Origin of the sequence: Lacrimispora sp. 210928-DFI.3.58 (genome assembly GCF_020554865.1) — a bacterium.
Taxonomy (GTDB): domain Bacteria; phylum Bacillota; class Clostridia; order Lachnospirales; family Lachnospiraceae; genus Enterocloster.
Map to the genome: position 1 here is coordinate 32,675 of NZ_JAJCIC010000019.1, position 19,127 is coordinate 51,801.

The following is a 19,127-nucleotide window of genomic DNA, read 5'->3' on the forward strand; positions in this document are numbered from 1 at the left end:
ATGGACCATAAAAGAATTGTCATAACAGGAGCTACAGGCTTTATCGGAAGCAATCTTGCCAGATTGTTCCTGGAAAAGGGGACAGAGGTGGTGGTGCTGGTGCGTCCTGGCTCTGTTCATATGGAAGCGCTCCCTTCCCATGAGCGGCTTCGCATCGTGCCCTGTGCCCTGGAGCATGTGCTGGACTATGTGAAGGAGCATAAGGAGGAGATCGGACCGGCGGAAGGATTTTTCCATCTGGCCTGGGGCGGCGTGAACCGGGAGGAGATCGATTCCCCGGAGGTGCAGGCCCGCAATGTGGCGGCTTCCCTGGACTGCGTAAGGGCGGCCCATCTCCTGCAATGCTCTGTTTTTATGGATGCCGGCTCCAGGGTAGAGTATGGGGCAGTGGACGGACAGATGAAGGAGGAGCTGGAGTGCCATCCCATAAACCAGTACGGGAAAGCGAAACTGGAATTTTACCAGAAGGCCGTGCCCTTATGCAAAACCCTTGGGATGGCCTACTGCCATCTGCGTTTTTTCAGCGTATACGGCTATGGCGACCACCCATGGTCCATTATCTCCACCCTGGTCCGTGAGCTGCGCCGGGATCATACCGTATCCTTAAGTGCCTGCCTCCACCAGTGGAATTTTATGTATATTGAGGATGCTGTGCAGGCAGTATATGAATTATACCAGCGCTTTATCGGGGAAAAGGCCTGGGGCCCGGAAGCAAAACCGGAGGACGGCATTATTGTCAATCTGGCAGGAAGGGACACCCGGACTCTCCGCTCCTTTGTGGAGGAGATCCATGAGATCGTGGGAAAGAAGGGAAGCCTGGAATATGGAACCTTCAAGCAGGGCAAGGAGGGAGCGCTCTCTGTCTGCCCTGATATCACAAGGCTGGAAGCCCTGACCGGGGGCTGGCATGAGAAATACTCCTTCCGTCAGGGGATCCTGGAGATGATAGAGAGGGAGGAGCAGTCTATGGCTCCCAAGCCGGAGGGCCATGATAACATACAGAAAGAAGCAGAAAGAATATGAAAAAGATCAGCGTATTGATTCCCTGTTATAATGAAGAGGAAAATGTAGGGCCCATCAGCCAGGCCGTGACGGAGATATTGGAGCGGGAGCTGCCCCGGTATGACTATGAGCTGGTATTTATTGACAACGATTCCACGGATAAAACCAGGGAGATCATAAGAGACCTCTGTGCCGCAAACCCTAAGATCAAGGCCATTTTCAATGCCAGGAACTTCGGGCAGTTCAACTCGCCCTATTACGGTATCCTGCAGGTGACCGGTGACTGCGTGATCGAGATGGTGGCAGATTTCCAGGATCCGGTGGACATGATCCCCAAATATGTCCATGAGTGGGAGAATGGCTACAAGATCGTCATTGGAATTAAGACCAGCAGCAAGGAAAATAAGCTGATGTACTGGCTGCGCAGCTGCTATTACAGGACCATCAAGAAGCTGTCAGATGTGGAGCAGATCGAACATTTCACCGGCTCCGGCCTCTATGACAGGGAATTTATCGAGGTGTTGAGAAGGCTTGACGATCCGACGCCGTTCCTTCGCGGGATCGTGGCAGAGCTGGGGTATAAGAGGAAGGAAATCCCCTACGAACAGCCTCTGCGCCGCGCAGGGAAGACACACAACAATTTCTACCGCCTTTATGACGCTGCCATGTTAAGCGTCACCTCCTACACAAAGGCAGGACTCCGCCTTGCCACCATGTTCGGCAGTATCTGTGCCCTGTTCAGTATGGCCATTGCGCTGGTATATCTGGTCATGAAGCTGATCTGGTGGGACCGCTTCCCGGCAGGGACTGCTCCCATGCTGATCGGCATGCTGTTTTTGGGCTCTGTGCAGCTGTTTTTTATCGGCTTTCTGGGAGAATACATTATGAGCATCAACCAGCGTGTGATGAAGCGGCCTCTGGTGATCGAGGAGGAGCGGATCAATTTTGAGGAAAAGGCGGTAGAGAAGGATGAAATATAAGATCGATGTGGTGCGCATCCGGGAAAATTCCATTACGCTGAACGGCTGGGTGATCGGAAGGTCACCGGAGAGCAGGGCCACCTTCCGGGTGGAGGACGACCATCACCGTCCTGTGAAATTTAAGCATGTCTCCACCCGCAGGGATGATGTGAGCCAGATTTATTTTAAGAGGACCTGTGACAGAGAGTTTGGCTTTGATATCCAGTTCCCCTATGAGAGAGGGAAGGATTACTGGCTCCTCATACGCTGTGAGGGGCGTCAGGCAAAGATCAAATACAATGAGAGCCTGATCGCAAAGAGGGCCAGTGTTGCCCACAAGCGCATGGAGAAGATCAAGGACCTGATGAACATGGAGACCGTCCATGTGGCTCTTGACTTCTGGAAGGAGCATGGCCTCCGCGCCCTGGTGTTAAAGTCGCGCCATAAGCTGGCAGGACTTGACAATGACTATGATTACGGGGAGTGGTATGACCTGATAAAACCCACGGAGGAAGAACTGGAAAACCAGAGAAATACCCATTTTGCATATGAGCCCCTGCTGTCTGTGGTGATCCCGGCCTATAAGACACCGGAGCGGTACTTAAGAGAGATGCTGGATTCGATCCTGGCTCAGACCTACACCAACTGGGAGGTGTGCATTGCAGACGGAAGTCCCAGGGGCCAGAGCTTAGAGCGCATTCTACAGAGATATGCAGAGAAGGATTCGCGGATCCGCTTCCAGATATTGGGAGGCAACAGGGGGATTGCCGGCAATACCAATGCTGCCCTTGAAATGGCCCGGGGAGATTATGTGATCCTGGCAGATCACGATGATACCCTGCCGTCCCATGCATTTTACGAGGTGGCAAAGGCAGTGAATGAGCATCCTGACTGCGATGTGATCTATTCGGATGAGGATAAGCTGGATATGGATGGGAAGGCACTGTTTGACCCTCATTTTAAGCCTGACTTTAATGGGGATCTGCTTACCAGTGTGAATTATATCTGCCATCTGTTTATTGTAAAGAAGGAGCTTCTGAAGCAGGTGGGGGGCTTCCGGCAGGAGTTTGACGGAGCCCAGGATTATGATTTTATCTTCCGGTGCACGGAGGCTGCAAAGGGGATCCATCATATTCCGAAGGTGCTCTACCATTGGCGCTGCCACCAGGATTCCACGGCCAGCAATCCGGAGAGCAAGATGTATGCCTTTGAGGCCGGCTCCAGAGCCATTATGGCCCACTATGAGCGGATGGGGATCCGGGCGGAGAAGGTGGAAAAGGGTGTGGACTACGGCATTTACCATACCACCTTCCGGATCCAGGGAGAGCCTCTTATATCGGTGATCATTCCCAACAAGGACCACAGAGATGACCTGGACGTGTGCGTGCGCTCCCTGCTGGAACGCTCCTCCTACCGGAATCTGGAATTTATTGTGGTGGAGAACAACAGCACAGAGCCAGCCACCTTTGCATACTACGAGAAAATGCAGGCGGAGCATCCGAATTTCCATGTGGTGACATGGGAGAAGGGCTTTAATTATTCTGCCATCAACAACTTCGGCACATCCTTTGCAAAGGGCGAATATCTTCTGCTGTTAAACAATGACACAGAGCTCATAGAGCCGGACAGCATAAAGGAGATGCTGGGCTTCTGCCAGCGGGAGGATGTGGGCATTGCGGGGGCAAGGCTCCTCTATGGAGATGATACCATCCAGCATGCGGGAGTGGTGATCGGCTTTGGAGGCATTGCAGGACATACCTTTATCGGGCTTCACAAGGCGGAGAACAGCTACTTCCACAGGGCGATGTGCGCTCAGGATTACAGTGCCGTGACGGCTGCCTGCCTGATGACAAAGAAGTCCGTATTTGAGGCTGTGGGAGGCTTGAGTGAGGAGCTGGCCGTTGCCTTCAATGACATTGATTACTGCATGAAAGTGCGGGCCCTGGGGAAACTGGTAGTATATGCACCATATGCCTGCCTGTACCATTATGAATCCAAATCCAGGGGCCTGGAGGATACGCCCCAAAAGGTGGAGCGGTTTAACCGCGAGGTGGCTATTTTTATTAAGAAATGGCCGGATATCATCAGAGAGGGCGACCCTTATTACAATCCCAACCTGACTCTGCGCAAATCCAACTTCGCCCTTCGCGACCTGTTAAAGGAGAAGATCGGCGAGCCCTATGACCTGGCGGTCTATGACAAGTTTGCACCGGAGGAGAAATAGATGGAAAAAAAAGTGACAGTGGTAATACCCAATTACAACGGTCTCGGATTTATGGAGCCCTGCTTCAGGGCTCTTGACAGTCAGGCGTGCAGGGATTTTTCCGTGCTGGTGGTGGACAATGGGTCTACGGACGGAAGTGTGGAATGGCTGAAGGAGAGAGGGATCCCGTCCGTTTTCCTTGAGACCAACACCGGGTTCTCCGGCGCAGTTAACTGCGGGATCAAGGCAGCGGATACTCCTTATGTGATCCTTCTCAACAACGACACGGAGCCGGACAGCCATTATATAGGGGAAATGATAAAGGCCATTGAGCGATCCCCGAAGATCTTTTCCGTGAGCAGCAAGATGATACAGCTGTACCACAAAGAGCTTATGGACGATGCCGGGGATATGTACAGCCTGATGGGCTGGGCATATCAGCGAGGGGTAGGACGCCCTTCCTCAGGCTATAACAGGGCCTGCCGCATCTTTTCTGCCTGCGCAGGGGCAGCGATCTACCGCAGGGAGGTATTTGATGAGATCGGCCTTTTTGACGAGATGCATTTTGCCTACCTGGAGGATATCGATGTGGGCTACCGCGCCAGGATCGCAGGGTATGACAATATCTACTGTCCCAGCGCAGTGGTGTACCATGTGGGAAGCGGCACCAGCGGCTCCCGGTACAATCCCTTTAAGGTGAGGCTGGCTGCCCGCAACAATATCTATCTCAACTATAAGAATATGCCGCTGCCCCAGCTGGTGCTCAATGCCCCGTTCCTGGCTGCAGGGATCGCGGTAAAATACCTGTTTTTCCGGAAGAACGGTTTTGGAGGGGATTACCTGAATGGCTTAAAGGAAGGGCTCTCTACAGCGGGAAAATGCCGCCGGGTACCCTGGAAAAAAGAAAATCTTAAGAATTACGTTGCGATCGAATGGGAGCTGATCACCGGGACGATACTCTATATCTATGAATTTTCTGTGAGACAGATGGCCAAAAGGCACAAGATACAGGAAACAAAGGAAATGTGAACTTTTACCGAAATTAAGAGAAATTTTATGGAATAATGATGAGTTATCATGTATAATAACAAAGATATTTACGGTAAACTTTCATGCGCCCGGCAGCGGACGCGCCACCATACCATAAAGGTCTGGCGGGCGCATTTGGCATACCTGAATACAAGCCGCCTATCCGGCGGCAGGACTTTCATAGCAAAGGGGATCCCTGAGAAATCAAGGTGATATACAATGATAAAAGATAACCAGAAAAGGCTGAACCGCATACATGTCCTTCTGGATGCCCTGGTGATCATCCTGGCCTATGCCCTGGCGTGGTTCATTATTGTCAGCGGCATGGTGGTTCCTCTCCATGGGGAGGCGTTGGAGCCACAGGTATACTTTGCGGCCCTTATTTTTATTGTGCCTGTTTACCTGATCCTGTATGGGTGCTTCCACCTCTATACACCTAAGCGGATCCAGGGAAGAAGGCTGGAATTTGCCAATATCTGTAAGGCCAATGTGATCGGGCTGATGCTTTTTACCTTCATCCTCTTTGGAGGACGCAGGCTGATCGTACATCTGGGCTATTTCTCCACCAGGATGATCCTGGCATTTTTCGTTATCAACATTATCCTGCTGGAAGCAGAGCGGATGGCAATACGCTTATTCTTGCGCTCTCTGCGGACCAACGGATATAATCAGAAGCATATTCTCCTCATCGGCTACAGCCGTGCAGCAGAAGGCTTTATAGACAGGGTGAGGCTGAATCCTGAATGGGGATACCACATCCAGGGAATACTGGATGACCATAAGGCAGCAGGGTATTCCTATAAAAATGTCCGCATACTGGGGACAACGGATCAGCTGGAGGCATTTCTGGACGCCAATACACTGGATGAGATCGCCATTACATTAAGCATCAAGGAATATGCGAATCTGGAACAGATCGTGGCTGCCTGCGAGAAATCAGGCGTTCATACGAAATTCATTCCAGATTACAATAATATGATACCTACCATACCGTACATGGAGGATCTCCAGGGACTTCCTGTGATCCATATCCGCCATGTGCCCCTTACAGGGGTATTTAATGCGACCATGAAGCGTTGTGTGGATATTGTGGGTGCGCTGTTCGGCCTTGTGGTATTTTCACCGGTCATGCTGGCGACAGCGGCCCTTATTAAGCTTACATCGCCGGGACCTGTGTTCTACAGCCAGGAGCGCATTGGGCTTCACAACCGCCCCTTTAGGATGTACAAGTTCCGCTCCATGGAGGTGCAGGATCCGAATAAGGAGCAAAGTCAGTGGACAACACCCCATGACCCCAGAGTGACCTCTGTGGGACGTTTTATACGAAAGACAAGTATTGACGAGACACCTCAGTTCTTTAATGTCCTTATCGGTGACATGAGCCTGGTGGGCCCCAGGCCGGAGAGGCCGCTTTTTGTGGAGAGATTTAAGGAGGAGATCCCCAGATATATGATCAAGCACCAGGTACGCCCCGGACTTACAGGCTGGGCGCAGGTCAACGGATACCGGGGAGATACCTCCATTACAAAGCGCATTGAGCATGATCTGTATTACATTGAAAACTGGAGCTTGGGCTTTGACTTCAAAATCATGTTTTTGACAGTTTTTAAAGGCTTTATTAATAAAAATGCATACTGATATGCATGCCGCCTTGGGGCGGCAAAGTTTTCATAGCAATGAGGATGAACGCATGAATCGTGAATTTGACAGGGAGTATGATCTGGAAGATGGGAAGGTAAGAGGCCGCAGCCGCCGGCGTGAAGCCGGGGCTTCAGGAAGGGCCGATTCACATACAACGGGAAGAAGCGGGGCATCCCGCAGGGAGGGAGCTTCGGAAAGCCATACATTTACCCCGGCCTACAGCCGCAGTACGGAGAGAACAGCAGGCGCCGCAGTGCGGGACAGCGCAATGCACAGAAGCGGCAGCCAGGGGACGAAAAGAGGCAGAGGACGGGCATCACAGGATCCTGCCAGGCAGGAGATCAAGAGGCGCCGCCGCCGGATCATCACCATGATCATTGCGGAGATCCTTGTACTTTGCATGTTTTTTGGAATCCGCTATGTGAAACAAAAGGAATCCCTTATCAGAAGAGATGACACAGTAAAAAAGGAAGATTTTACCAATACCAACCTCTCTTTTGAAAAAGAGGAGATCATGAAAGGGTACTGGACGATTGCTCTCTTTGGAGTTGACAGCCGTAACGGTTCTCTGGGCAAGGGAAATCTGTCGGATGTGATCATCATCTGCAATATTAACCAGGGAACGGGCGAGATCAAGCTGGTAAGCGTATTCCGTGATTCCTATCTGAATGTTGATGACAATGGAACCTACAATAAGATCAATGAAGCATATTTCCTGGGAGGTCCCAGTCAGGCGATCAAAGCGCTGAATAAGAATCTGGATCTGCAGATTGACGATTATGCCACCTTTAACTGGAAGGCAGTGGCGGATGCGATCAATATCCTGGGAGGCGTGGATGTAGAGCTGAGCAAGGCAGAGTTCTACTATATCAATGCCTATATCACAGAGACGGTAAAGGCTACCAACGTGGCGTCCGTACACCTAAAGCAGGCCGGCATGAACCATCTGGACGGCGTTCAGGCGGTGGCTTATGCAAGGCTCAGGAAGATGGACACGGACTTTGCAAGGACGGAGCGCCAGAGAAAGATCATCCAGCTCTGCTTTGATAAGTTGAAGCAGTCAAATTTCTCTGTTATCAATAACGTAATGGAGGTAGTTCTGGCACAGATTGAGAGCAGCGTTACACTGAATGATATCATACCGGCTGCTAAGAATCTGACGAAATATACCATTGCAGGCACGATGGGCTTCCCGGCAGCGAGAAGTGATGCTATGATGGGAAAGAAGGGCGCCTGTGTGATCCCACAGACCCTGGAGAGCAATGTGATCGCACTTCATCAGTTCCTGTTCGATGAGGAGGATTACCAGCCCAGCGATATGGTAAAGAAGATCAGTGCAAAGATTTCCGCTGATTCCGGTCTTTACAGTGAGGGAACTCCGATCGATCATGTGGGTACGGACGGCGGATATATACCGAAGCCCACAGAAGCCACAAAGGCCACAGAGGCAGAGGAAAGAGAGTCTGAGAAAGAGGACGAGTCTGAGAGCAGTACCAGTGAGACAGATGAGAGCATCATTGACGGCGAGCATGAGTGGGAACTGGAGACGGATGAGGACGGCAATGTGATCGATCCGCCGGAGGATTATGAAGAGGGAAGCGGAAGATATCCCGGAAGCCTGCGGCCGTCCGGAAGTACGCGTCCGAATGACGGTGATGATGAAGAGCAGAACACTCCGGGGGGAACCATAACGCCGGGAGGAACTACCAGACCAGGAGGAACGACCACACCGGGCGGGACCATTTCTCCGGGAGGAACGACCAGGCCGGGAGGAACAACGACTCCGGGCGGAACGACTACCCCGGGAGGAACATTATCCCCAGGAGGGACCACCACACCGGGCGGGACCATATCCCCTGGTGGAACGACCACGCCGGGCGGGACCATATCTCCGGGAGGGACCACCACGCCGGGCGGGACCATATCTCCGGGAGGAACGACCACACCAGGAGGCTCCTCACATGGGCCGGGTTCCTCTCAAATCACATCTCCCGGCAGTACGGGCAGCACCCGTGAGTCAACAGCTGCTTCACCGGGAGGAAACAGAGGAACTATGAGCCCCTATCCGGGAGCGCTGAATAATGAGGATGATAACACAGGCTCTGGCTCTGTTATCATCGGCCCGGGTATCTGAGTACGCAGAGAGCTTTGAGAGGATATTGCAGAAAGCCAAAGGCTTTGCGGTATCCTCTTATTTGTAGAGAGATTTATTCCATAAGTGAGAAAGGGGATAATGGTATGTATGACAGGGATCAACAGTCCCGTTATGAGGAGGAGCGGCCTAAGAAAGGCGGCATATTAAAGAAGGCAGCCCTGATCACTGCCGGCGCGGTTCTCTTTGGGACGGTAGCTGGCGCTGTGATGGTAGGCATTCATGTGGCAGCATCGGGAATGATCGGGAATATGTATGCATCGGTGATGGCCCAGGGAAGTGCCTCTGCGCCAACGCAGGCAGAGACAGCAGAGGAGACGCAGCAGGAGAAAAGAGAAAAAGCGGGAAGCGGCAAAAAGGAATCCATAGCCCCATCGGCATCGCTGGTTACGGATGTATCCTCCATTGTGGAGCAGGCCATGCCTTCCGTGGTAGCCATTACCAGCACGGCTGTTTATCAGACCAACAATTTTGGCTATGGCTGGCTCTTTGGATATGGCGGCCAGACATATGAGGTGCCCAGCAGCGGCTCAGGCATCATTATCAGTGAAAATGACACAGAGCTCTTGATCGTTACCAATAACCATGTGGTAGAGTCCTCCACCTCCCTGAAGGTAGCTTTTATTGATGACGAGGTTGTGGATGCGGACATTAAGGGAACGGATACGGATACCGATCTCGCGATCATTGCTGTTCCTTTAGAGAAAATACCGGCTGACACCAAAAGCAAGATTTCCATTGCCACTCTGGGAAATTCGGATGAGCTGAAGGTGGGACAGGGCGTGATCGCCATTGGAAATGCCCTGGGCTATGGGCAGTCCGTTACAGTGGGCTATGTCAGCGCCTTAAACAGGGAGGTGCGGACCTCTGATAACTCTACCAGAACACTGCTTCAGACAGATGCAGCGATCAATCCCGGAAACAGCGGCGGAGCCTTGCTCAATATGCAGGGACAGGTGATCGGCATCAATGCAGCGAAATATTCCTCCACGGACGTAGAGGGGATTGGCTATGCGATCCCGATCTCCAAGGTGGAGGACATTCTGGGGCAGCTGATGAAGGGAAAGACCAGAAAGGAAGTTTCACAGGAAAAGCGCGGATATCTGGGGATCCAGGGAACCAGCGTGGATCAGGAGACAGCCAAAGCCTTTGGAATGCCTCAGGGCGTGTTTGTGTATAAGATACTGGCTGACGGCGCTGCCACAGGCACAGACCTCAGGGAGAAGGATATTATCACAAAGGTGGATGGCCAGAGAATAAAAAATATGACAGATCTCCAGTCACTTTTGGCCTATTATGAAATTGGGGAGCAGATAGAGCTGACAGTAGAGACGCAGGAAAGCGGCGAGTACCGGGAGCATGTTGTGACAGTGACTCTTGCAGCCATGCCTGAGGGATCTGAACAGACCCTGCAGGAATAAGGAACAGAACAAAGCTTATATGGTGACAGGCCAGAACTGAGAGAGGAGAGAACGTTTGAGCGAGAAAGATTATATACAGGATACAGACACGTCTGCTCAGGGCAGCAGTGAAAAAAAGGATGACGACGGCTTTGAGAAGGTATGCTATATGTGCCGCAGGCCGGAGAGTAAGGCAGGCCCTATGATCTCCATGCCTGGCGGTATGAATCTCTGCCACAGCTGTATGCAGAAGGCCTTTGATTCCGTTACACAGAATGGGATCGATCTGTCTAAGCTGCCGAACATGCCCTACATGAATATGAACTTCAGCGACATGAACATGGCGCCCCCTGCGATGGAGATACCGAAAAAGCAGAAAATAAAGAAAAAAACAGAGCCACAGCCGGCTCTCACCATGAAGGACATACCGGCACCCCATGTGATCAAAGGAAAACTGGACGAATATGTGATCGGACAGGAAAAAGCCAAAAAGGTCATATCGGTAGCTGTGTACAACCACTATAAGCGTGCATTTCTGGGAAAGGAAGGGGCGGGTGACCGTGAGGTGACAGTGGAGAAATCCAATATCCTTATGATCGGCCCGACCGGAAGCGGAAAAACCTACCTTGTAAAAACACTGGCCCGCCTTTTGGATGTCCCTCTTGCCATCGCAGATGCCACCTCCCTGACAGAGGCAGGATACATAGGAGATGATATTGAAAGCGTAGTGTCAAAGCTTCTGTCTGCTGCGGACAATGATGTGGAGCGGGCCGAAAAGGGGATCATTTTCATCGATGAAATAGACAAGATTGCCAAAAAGAAGCAGGTAAGCACCAGGGATGTCAGCGGAGAGTCCGTGCAGCAGGAGCTGTTAAAGCTTTTAGAGGGCAGCACGGTGGAGGTGCCTGTGGGTTCCAACCAGAAAAATGCTATGACTCCCATGGCCACGGTGAATACGGACAATATCCTGTTCATATGCGGAGGGGCCTTCCCGGATCTGGAGGATATCATCAAGGAGCGCCTTATGAAAAAATCCTCCATGGGCTTTGGCTCTGTCCTGAAAGATACCTACAATAACGATCCTGATATTTTAAATAAGGTGACAAATGAGGATCTGCGCACCTTTGGAATGATCCCTGAGTTTTTAGGAAGACTTCCTATAACAGTGACTCTCCAGGGCCTTACAGAGGAAATGATGGTCCGCATTCTGAAGGAACCGAAAAATGCCATTACCAGGCAGTATGAGAAGCTGCTGGCCATGGACGAGGTAAAGCTGGTATTTGAGGACGATGCCCTTAACTGGATCGCCCAGGAGGCCCTGAAGCGGGGCACTGGTGCCAGGGCTTTAAGGGCCATTCTGGAGGAATTCATGCTGGATATCATGTACGAGATCCCAAAGGATCCCAATATCGGCTCTGTGGTCGTTACCAGGCCTTATCTTGAGAAAAGCGGAGGGCCGCTGGTACAGATGCGCGGGTGACGTCTTGATCAGAGTGCTACTCGCGGAGGCGGAGGAAGGTCTGATAGAGGTCAAGGGTTCCGTAGCCCCATTCGCGGTTGGGATAAGTAAACGCCGGATTCCTCCCGGCTCCCCGGATCAGATAAGATTTGATCGATGCCTCACTCATGATCAGGGTATTGCCGTCCACGATTCCCCAGCCCAGGAGCCCTGCAACGGCACCGGCTACGTGGGCGGCTGCAACGGAGGTTCCGGTGCGCTGTGTCATGGGTACGCCGGCACCGGGCCTTCTGGCAAGGGAAGGGCCTGAGACATCTACGCCGGGAGCTGCAATATCCGGCTTGATGATGCCGGAAGCAGTATATCCTCTGCTGGAATGGATGTAAATGCTGTTGTTTAAGTGGTTGTAAGCTCCAACTGTGATGGGACTGCTGGTATTGCCGGGAATGGTGATGGTGGTGTTAGGGTTGGGGAGCAGGAATACGGTGTCATCGGAAATATGATCTCTGGGAGGAAGCCACATATTGTAAGCCCCTGTAAAAAATTGGGAGCTGTAGACCCGGACCTTCCATACACCTACCGTAGGCTTTTCAAAGCGTATGAATACCATCTGCCTGCCGGAGCCTGTTTCGATCAGGATATAATTTACCGTAATCCGGGTGGGCTCCAGCAGAAAGGAAATGATAGGCTCATTGTTGTAGATAATGGGGATTCTGTCAACGGTCTGGCCGCTGGGGGTAACAAAGCCTACGGAGTAGGTATCAGCAGCAGCAGCCCAGAGTTCCAGCACAAATCCGTGTTCTGCCTCCTCAGGGCCAACGCGGATCTCCACATCCTCCCACTGATCATTCCCTTTTACAGTCCCCTCATAGTGGTGGGCCATTCCCGTCTCATTTCCGGCAGCGATCACAGTAGCCATTCCCAGGGTGCGGCTGACATCCTGCAGGATCAGGCTTAAGGGGGAGGTGGCCTCATGGCTGCCCAGGTTCGTACCCAGGCCCAGCAGGATAACGAGTGGCCTGCCCAGGCGGTAGGCAGCTACCCGCATGTATTTGATCCCCATCATGACATCATTTTCCTGAAAGGCCTCCGCTCCCTCCCTGACAAGGTAGAAATCTCTGAGATATTGTTTGGCCGGCTTCAGCTTTACCACCACCAGCTCTGACTCAGGGGCAGCGCCTGTGAAATCCTCTTCAGGCAGAGAGGCCCCGGCTGCGATTCCGGCCAGGAAGGTACCATGGCCATTCGTATCTGTGGAGGGTACCACAGACAGGGGGGAATCGGAGGCGAGAGCTTCGTTGATCTGCTCTCTTGTAAACTCTGTTCCATAATTTGCCCCGCTGGCCGGATAGAGATCCGGCACGCCGGGAGGAAGGCTGTCACTGTCTGCGGGAAGGCTCTGGTCCCAGATGGACACAATGCGGGTGGAGCCGTCCGGATTGCGGAACAGAGGATTGGTATAATCAATGCCGGTGTCGATAAAGCCTATGAGAACGCCTTTCCCTTTATTTGCCAGAGCAGGAGCATTAAAAGTGGAAAGAATGCCGGAAGCTTCCATACTGGTAGTGTCTAAAAGAGCAAAGAGACTGGGTATACTGTAATAAGAATATTTCCGCAGAGAAATGGGAGCCACGGATTCCAAAGGCGTATAGATCACAGCGTAGTCCTGGCTGACATAATCCATGCAGGGAATGTCAGCAGGATTTCCGGGAATCTGCTGCCGGCTTCCGTAGCGGAATATGAAATCTGCTATGTTTTCTGAAGCAGGATTAAAAGGACAGGCTGCCATGGCATACCTCGAAAAGGCTGTTTGCCATAGTATATGCAGAATTTTAGAAAGCTTTCACTGGACTGGGTCAGGAAACCATAGTAAAATGAAAGAGTAAAACAAAGGAAAAGAGTGCGCCCGCTGTAAAAAATGACAGTCTGCGGGCAGGGAATCGGCAGGAAAGGAAGGCAGAAGGTATGTACGGTTGGCTGATCGGCGGTTTGGCCGCCCTGGATTTGGGGATTAAAAATGAGATAGAGCGCCAGGAGGACGAAAGCTTTCCGCGTGATCTGGCCTGCAGCAAGGGACTGATCAGGCTGCACAAGAATCATAATGACGGCTTTCCCTTTGGCTTTTTAAAGGAGTATCCTGAGCTTGTGAAGGGAATCCCCTTTATGGTGGCCTCCGCTGTAGCAGGGGCCTTTGGAGTCCTGCTTCTGAGGAAAGGCTCCACTGCCCAGAAGGCCGGGCTTGCCATGGTGTTAGGCGGGGCTGTGAGCAATCTGTATGACAGGTTTAAGCGGGGATATGTGGTGGATTATTTCAGCTTCCAGAAAAAGGGGCTGGATAAGGTGGTCTTTAATCTGGGAGATATGTGTATCTTTCTGGGAAGCGCTGTGTTTATGCTTGCCGAGGCGGCCTCCGGTCTGCAGGGTACAGGAAAAAAACGCGTAAAGCAGAACAGGAAAGCCGCAGAATAGAGGATGTAACGGCCCACAGAAGCGCAGGAAGGATAGCCTTGCATTTCTGTGGGCTGTACTGTTTAACTGAACATTCCTCCCAACGTCCCTCCCAGAGCACACACTCCCATAACTGTCACAGACCGTTCCATATCAATGGGACTTCCAAGATTCATGACCCAGGATACGGCAAAAAGCACCAGGAAGTAAAACAGCCCGGACAGGAGTCCCCAGAAAAAGCGCCGCTGCCGGATGCGTTTCCCGGCAAGAAAGCCTCCGGCCAGACAGGTGATAAAGTAGATGGCAAATACCAGCAGATTCACCTGGCTTTCCTTTAAACGGAGCTTGTAGAGGGCAAATGCAAGGGCAGCCAGAAGGATTCCTGACAGTACATAGGATAGGAGCAGGGAACGGAGCATAGGCTTTGCGATTCCATTTTCCATAAGGATGTTCTCCTTTACGAATAGGTATGTTGCAGTATATTCCTTTTCCGGGTACAAATATGACAAACCTGGGAAACTGGGGCAAATTATCATTGCAAGAGATTTTAACCTGTGTTATAATTTTTAAGAATTATATTTTGGAAAGAGGAGGTGCACAACATGAAGCACGTTAAGACATTGAACACCAATACCTTAAAGGATACTATGAAAAAGGGCGGATGCGGCGAGTGCCAGACTTCCTGTCAGTCAGCTTGTAAGACTTCCTGCACCGTAGGCAATCAGAGCTGCGAGAATGCAAACCGCTAATTGCAGGATATAACTTTTTGGTAAGAAAGCCCCTATGGTCGATGGGATTATAGGGGCTTTGCCATGTAGGAAAGAGAGTGTAGATTTGTGATTCATCAGTATGTGAATAATGGCTATCATATTGTTCTGGATGTCAACAGCGGATCCGTCCATGTGGTGGATCCACTTGTATATGATGCCATTGCAGTTACAGCAGAGCTGGTTCCGGAGCTCGAAAAGCCGGAAAAGCTGGCGCCGGAAGTAAAAGAAGAGGTCAAGAGCCGCCTGGCTTCCCGTTACAGCACACAGGATATTGAGGAAGCGCTGGAGGACATCCAGCAGCTCATTGATATGGAGCAGCTGTTGACAAAGGACATTTACCGCGATTTTGTGGTAGATTTTAAGAAGAGAAAGACTGTGGTAAAGGCTTTGTGCCTTCACATTGCCCATGACTGCAACCTTGCCTGCCGCTATTGCTTTGCAGAGGAAGGCGAATATCATGGCCGCCGGGCTCTCATGAGCTATGAGGTGGGAAAAAAGGCTCTGGATTTCCTGATCGCCAATTCCGGCAGCAGGGAGCATCTGGAGGTGGATTTCTTCGGAGGCGAGCCGCTTTTAAACTGGGATGTGGTAAAACGCCTGGTAGAGTATGGGCGTTCCCAGGAGGAAGCCCACCACAAGAAGTTCCGGTTCACCCTTACCACCAACGGAGTCCTGTTAAATGACGAGATCATGGACTTCTGCAACCGGGAGATGAGCAACGTGGTGCTCAGCCTGGACGGAAGGAAGGATGTCAACGACAAGATGCGTCCCTTCCGAAACGGCAGCGGCAGTTACGACCTGATCGTGCCGAAGTTCCGGAAATTTGCAGAGAGCCGGGGCCAGATGAACTATTATGTCAGAGGCACATTTACAAGGAACAACCTGGACTTTGCAGATGATGTGCTCCATTATGCGGACCTGGGCTTTCAGCAGATGTCCATGGAGCCGGTGGTGGCAGACCCGTCAGAGGATTATGCTATCCGCGAGGAGGATATTCCCGCTATTTTAAAGGAATACGATAAGCTGGCAGTGGAATACATCAAGCGCAAAAAAGAGGGGAGAGGCTTTAACTTCTTCCATTTCATGATCGACTTAAAGGCCGGCCCCTGTGTGGCAAAGCGCATGGCAGGCTGCGGCTCCGGAACAGAATATCTGGCTGTGACCCCATGGGGAGATCTGTATCCCTGCCACCAGTTTGTGGGCAATGAAAAGTTCCTTCTGGGAAATGTGGACACAGGCGTGGTAAACCTGGAGGTAAGGGACGAGTTCAAGCTCTGCAATGTCTATGCAAAGGAGAGCTGCAAGGACTGCTTTGCAAGGTTCTACTGCAGCGGCGGCTGCGGGGCAAATGCCTACAATTTCAGCGGATCCATTAACGGCGCATATGAGATCGGCTGTGAAATGCAGAAAAAGCGTATCGAGTGCGCCATCATGATCAAGGCGGCCCTGGCAGAGGATGAGGACCGGACGGTGGAGAGCCTATGAAATATCAAGTGATCACAAAGGACGGCAAGGCAAAGCGGGCTGTGATGGAGACTGTCCACGGCACGATCCAGACTCCGGTCTTTATGAACGTAGGCACGGTGGGCGCTATCAAGGGCGCTGTATCCACCGATGACCTCCGCGAGATCAGGACTCAGGTGGAGCTGTCCAACACCTATCACCTCCATGTCCGCACCGGGGATAAGCTGATCAAGGAGTACGGCGGCTTACACAAGTTCATGAACTGGGATAAGCCTATTCTGACGGATTCCGGCGGCTTCCAGGTATTTTCCCTGGCAGGCTTAAGAAAGATCAAGGAGGAAGGAGTTACCTTCAACTCCCACATAGACGGTCATAAAATATTCATGGGTCCTGAGGAGAGCATGCAGATCCAGTCCAACTTAGGCTCTACCATCGCCATGGCCTTTGACGAATGTCCCTCCAGCCGGGCGGATTACGACTATATCCGCAATTCTGTGGAGCGCACGACCCGCTGGCTGGCCCGGTGCAAGACAGAGATGGCACGCCTCAATTCTCTGCCGGATACGATCAACAAAGAGCAGCTGCTCTTTGGCATCAACCAGGGCGGCGTTATTGACGAGATCCGCATCAGCCATGCGGAGGCCATAAAGGCCATGGATCTGGATGGCTATGCCATCGGAGGCCTGGCAGTGGGCGAGAGCCACGAGGAGATGTATCATGTTCTGGATGTGACGGTTCCCCATCTGCCGGAGGACAAGCCGGTATACCTGATGGGCGTAGGCACTCCGGCAAACATTTTAGAGGCAGTGGACAGAGGCGTTGACTTTTTTGACTGCGTCTACCCCTCCCGAAACGGACGCCACGGCCACGTTTACACGAACCAGGGAAAGCGGAACCTGTTCAACCAGAAATATGAGCTGGATCCCAGGCCTATTGAAGAAGGCTGCGGCTGCCCGGCCTGCCGTTCCTACAGCAGGGCTTACATCCGCCACCTGTTAAAGGCAAAAGAAATGCTGGGAATGAGATTATGCACCTTGCATAATTTGTATTTTTATAATACAATGATGGAAGAGATTCGAGACGCTATCGAGGAGCACCGCTACAGCGAATACAAGGCCAAAAAGCTGGCCGGTATGGCAGGCTCTTCTAAAGCAGATGAATAAATAAAATGCTGTCACAAGAGGGCGGCAGGTGTGAAGGAGGAACTTAGAATGAATACAAGTAGTCCGATCTTCTGGATTCTCTATATTGTTCTTCTGGGTGGTATGTTATATTTTATGGCAATCCGTCCTCAGAAGAAGGAGAAGCAGAAACAGCAGGAGCTGTTAAACAGCGTTGCAGTGGGCGACACGATTCTGACCAGCAGCGGATTCTACGGCGTGATCATTGATATGACAGATGACATGGTGATCGTAGAGTTCGGCAGCAACAAGAACTGCCGTATTCCGATGCAGAAGGCAGCTATCATTCAGGTTGAGAAGCCGGAGGCTTAAGAGCCGGACAGGCTGAAATGCAAAAAAGGGCGTAAGAACCGCCAGACAGATCAGAGGCTGCGGCAAAATGCTGCCAACCAACACGGGAGGCATTGTTTTGCGGCAGCCTCATGTTATTAAGGAGAAAACAGGATGATAAAGAATATTGTATTTGACATGGGAAAGGTAATGCTGGAATATGAGCCGGACATCGTCTGCGCCCATTACATAGAGGACGAGGAAGAGAGGAAGGAAGTAAGCCGGGCAGTATTTCTGTCGCCGGAATGGGTGCTCCTTGATATGGGAGTGATCCCGGAGGATGCGGCCTTAAAGCGCATGCAGTCCAGGCTCTCCACAGAGCATGAACGCCAGATGGCTGCCCTGTGCTTTGAGCATTGGCATGAGTACAATATGTATCCGAAGGAGGGTATGGGAGATATTGTACGCTGGCTAAAGTCGGAGGGCTATGGGATCTATCTCTGTTCCAATGCATCTGTCCGCCTTCTCACCTGTTACCAGAAGGTGATCCCCGCCATTGACTGCTTTGACGGTGTGCTGTTCTCCGCCGAAGTCAAATGCATGAAGCCCCAGAAGGAAATGTATGCCCACCTTTTTGAGCGCTTCCAGCTAAAGCCGGAGGAGTGCTTTTTTGTAGATGACTGGGATCTGAATATCGAGGGCGCCCAGGCCTGCGGCATGGATGGCTATTGCTTCATAGATGGGAATGTGGAAAAGCTGAAAAAGGTATTGGCTTCCCTGAATCAGAACGCATAGCTTTACTATCTGGAAATAATGGAAAGAAAAAGCTCCGTACCGAAGGTACGGAGCAATTTTCTTAGGATTTTCGGATTTTCAAAAAGGGTTGAAGGATAGTTGTTAAATATTCGTGCATTTATTATGGTCTTAGTATAACACGCAATCTCCGAAAATGTTTGAATGTTCTTTGAATAGATTATTAAGAAAATCTTAATATTGCATCTGCACATCAAAGCGCCTGGATCAGGCAGGAAAACCCCTAAAATCAAGGAAATACGGGAAAAAACGAAAGGAAAAAGATTGTTTGCTGCAGGGAAAAAACGAAAAATGGGAAGAAAAGAAAATGAAAAGAAATGGTAATGATCCTTACGG

Annotated in this window: 16 protein-coding genes; 14 read left to right on the plus strand and 2 right to left on the minus strand. The window is 51.4% G+C overall.

Features of this window, described 5'->3' with window-relative positions:
- The 8 genes from LIZ87_RS12615 to clpX all read left to right on the plus strand — a co-directional run bounded on the left by LIZ87_RS12615 (position 1) and on the right by clpX (position 11,866).
- Positions 1-1,023 carry an NAD-dependent epimerase/dehydratase family protein gene (locus LIZ87_RS12615; protein ID WP_178314224.1) on the plus strand — a complete coding sequence of 341 codons (1,023 nt, stop codon included), beginning with the start codon at positions 1-3 and terminating at the stop codon, positions 1,021-1,023.
- Positions 1,020-1,982 (plus strand): glycosyltransferase family 2 protein, encoded by a 963-nt coding sequence (locus tag LIZ87_RS12620; RefSeq protein WP_178314222.1) that lies wholly within the window; start codon positions 1,020-1,022, stop codon positions 1,980-1,982. Before LIZ87_RS12615 ends, LIZ87_RS12620 begins: the two co-directional genes overlap by 4 nt.
- Positions 1,972-4,185: a glycosyltransferase family 2 protein gene (locus tag LIZ87_RS12625; RefSeq protein ID WP_227147530.1), complete on the plus strand. Its 2,214-nt coding sequence runs from the start codon at positions 1,972-1,974 to the stop codon at positions 4,183-4,185. The genes LIZ87_RS12620 and LIZ87_RS12625 overlap by 11 nt, the downstream gene beginning before the upstream one ends.
- On the plus strand, positions 4,186-5,193 hold the full coding sequence (locus LIZ87_RS12630) for a glycosyltransferase family 2 protein (RefSeq protein WP_178315035.1): 1,008 nt from the start codon (positions 4,186-4,188) through the stop codon (positions 5,191-5,193).
- A 219-nt stretch (positions 5,194-5,412) separates the two neighbouring features.
- The gene (locus LIZ87_RS12635) at positions 5,413-6,831 is read left to right on the plus strand and encodes an undecaprenyl-phosphate glucose phosphotransferase (protein WP_178315037.1); all 1,419 of its coding nucleotides are present in this window, start codon (positions 5,413-5,415) and stop codon (positions 6,829-6,831) included.
- A gap of 52 nt (positions 6,832-6,883) precedes the next feature.
- A complete protein-coding gene (locus LIZ87_RS12640) occupies positions 6,884-8,968 on the plus strand; it encodes an LCP family glycopolymer transferase (RefSeq protein ID WP_227147532.1) in 2,085 nt (694 codons plus the stop codon).
- A gap of 104 nt (positions 8,969-9,072) precedes the next feature.
- A complete protein-coding gene (locus LIZ87_RS12645) occupies positions 9,073-10,407 on the plus strand; it encodes a S1C family serine protease (protein ID WP_227147535.1) in 1,335 nt (444 codons plus the stop codon).
- Positions 10,408-10,462: 55 nt separating this feature from the next.
- A complete protein-coding gene (gene clpX, locus LIZ87_RS12650; RefSeq protein WP_227147538.1) occupies positions 10,463-11,866 on the plus strand; it encodes an ATP-dependent Clp protease ATP-binding subunit ClpX in 1,404 nt (467 codons plus the stop codon).
- Positions 11,867-11,882: 16 nt separating this feature from the next.
- Here the strand turns inward: clpX and LIZ87_RS12655 are convergent, their stop codons facing one another.
- Positions 11,883-13,634 (minus strand): S8 family peptidase, encoded by a 1,752-nt coding sequence (locus LIZ87_RS12655; protein WP_227147541.1) that lies wholly within the window; start codon positions 13,632-13,634, stop codon positions 11,883-11,885.
- 176 nt (positions 13,635-13,810) lie between these two features.
- On the opposite strand from LIZ87_RS12655, the gene LIZ87_RS12660 reads away from it, so the two are divergent.
- Positions 13,811-14,314: a signal peptidase II gene (locus LIZ87_RS12660; protein ID WP_227147544.1), complete on the plus strand. Its 504-nt coding sequence runs from the start codon at positions 13,811-13,813 to the stop codon at positions 14,312-14,314.
- A 62-nt stretch (positions 14,315-14,376) separates the two neighbouring features.
- On the opposite strand, the gene LIZ87_RS12665 is transcribed toward LIZ87_RS12660, so the two are convergent.
- Positions 14,377-14,736: a TIGR04086 family membrane protein gene (locus tag LIZ87_RS12665; RefSeq protein ID WP_227147547.1), complete on the minus strand. Its 360-nt coding sequence runs from the start codon at positions 14,734-14,736 to the stop codon at positions 14,377-14,379.
- 159 nt (positions 14,737-14,895) lie between these two features.
- Between LIZ87_RS12665 and scfA the strand changes: the two genes are divergently transcribed.
- The 5 genes from scfA (at position 14,896) to LIZ87_RS12690 (ending at position 18,773) form a co-directional block, all read left to right on the plus strand.
- Positions 14,896-15,042, plus strand: coding sequence for a six-cysteine ranthipeptide SCIFF (gene scfA, locus LIZ87_RS12670; RefSeq protein WP_002566540.1), 147 nt, complete (start codon positions 14,896-14,898; stop codon positions 15,040-15,042).
- A gap of 87 nt (positions 15,043-15,129) precedes the next feature.
- Positions 15,130-16,548, plus strand: a complete 1,419-nt coding sequence (gene scfB, locus LIZ87_RS12675; RefSeq protein ID WP_227147550.1) for a thioether cross-link-forming SCIFF peptide maturase — start codon at positions 15,130-15,132, stop codon at positions 16,546-16,548.
- Complete coding sequence (gene tgt / locus LIZ87_RS12680; RefSeq protein ID WP_227147552.1) at positions 16,545-17,690, plus strand: tRNA guanosine(34) transglycosylase Tgt; 1,146 nt, start codon at positions 16,545-16,547, stop codon at positions 17,688-17,690. The genes scfB and tgt overlap by 4 nt, the downstream gene beginning before the upstream one ends.
- Positions 17,691-17,738: 48 nt before the next feature.
- Positions 17,739-18,020, plus strand: a complete 282-nt coding sequence (gene yajC / locus LIZ87_RS12685; protein WP_227147554.1) for a preprotein translocase subunit YajC — start codon at positions 17,739-17,741, stop codon at positions 18,018-18,020.
- Between the two features lie 132 nt (positions 18,021-18,152).
- Positions 18,153-18,773: an HAD family hydrolase gene (locus LIZ87_RS12690; protein WP_227147557.1), complete on the plus strand. Its 621-nt coding sequence runs from the start codon at positions 18,153-18,155 to the stop codon at positions 18,771-18,773.
- Positions 18,774-19,127: the final 354 nt, after the last annotated feature.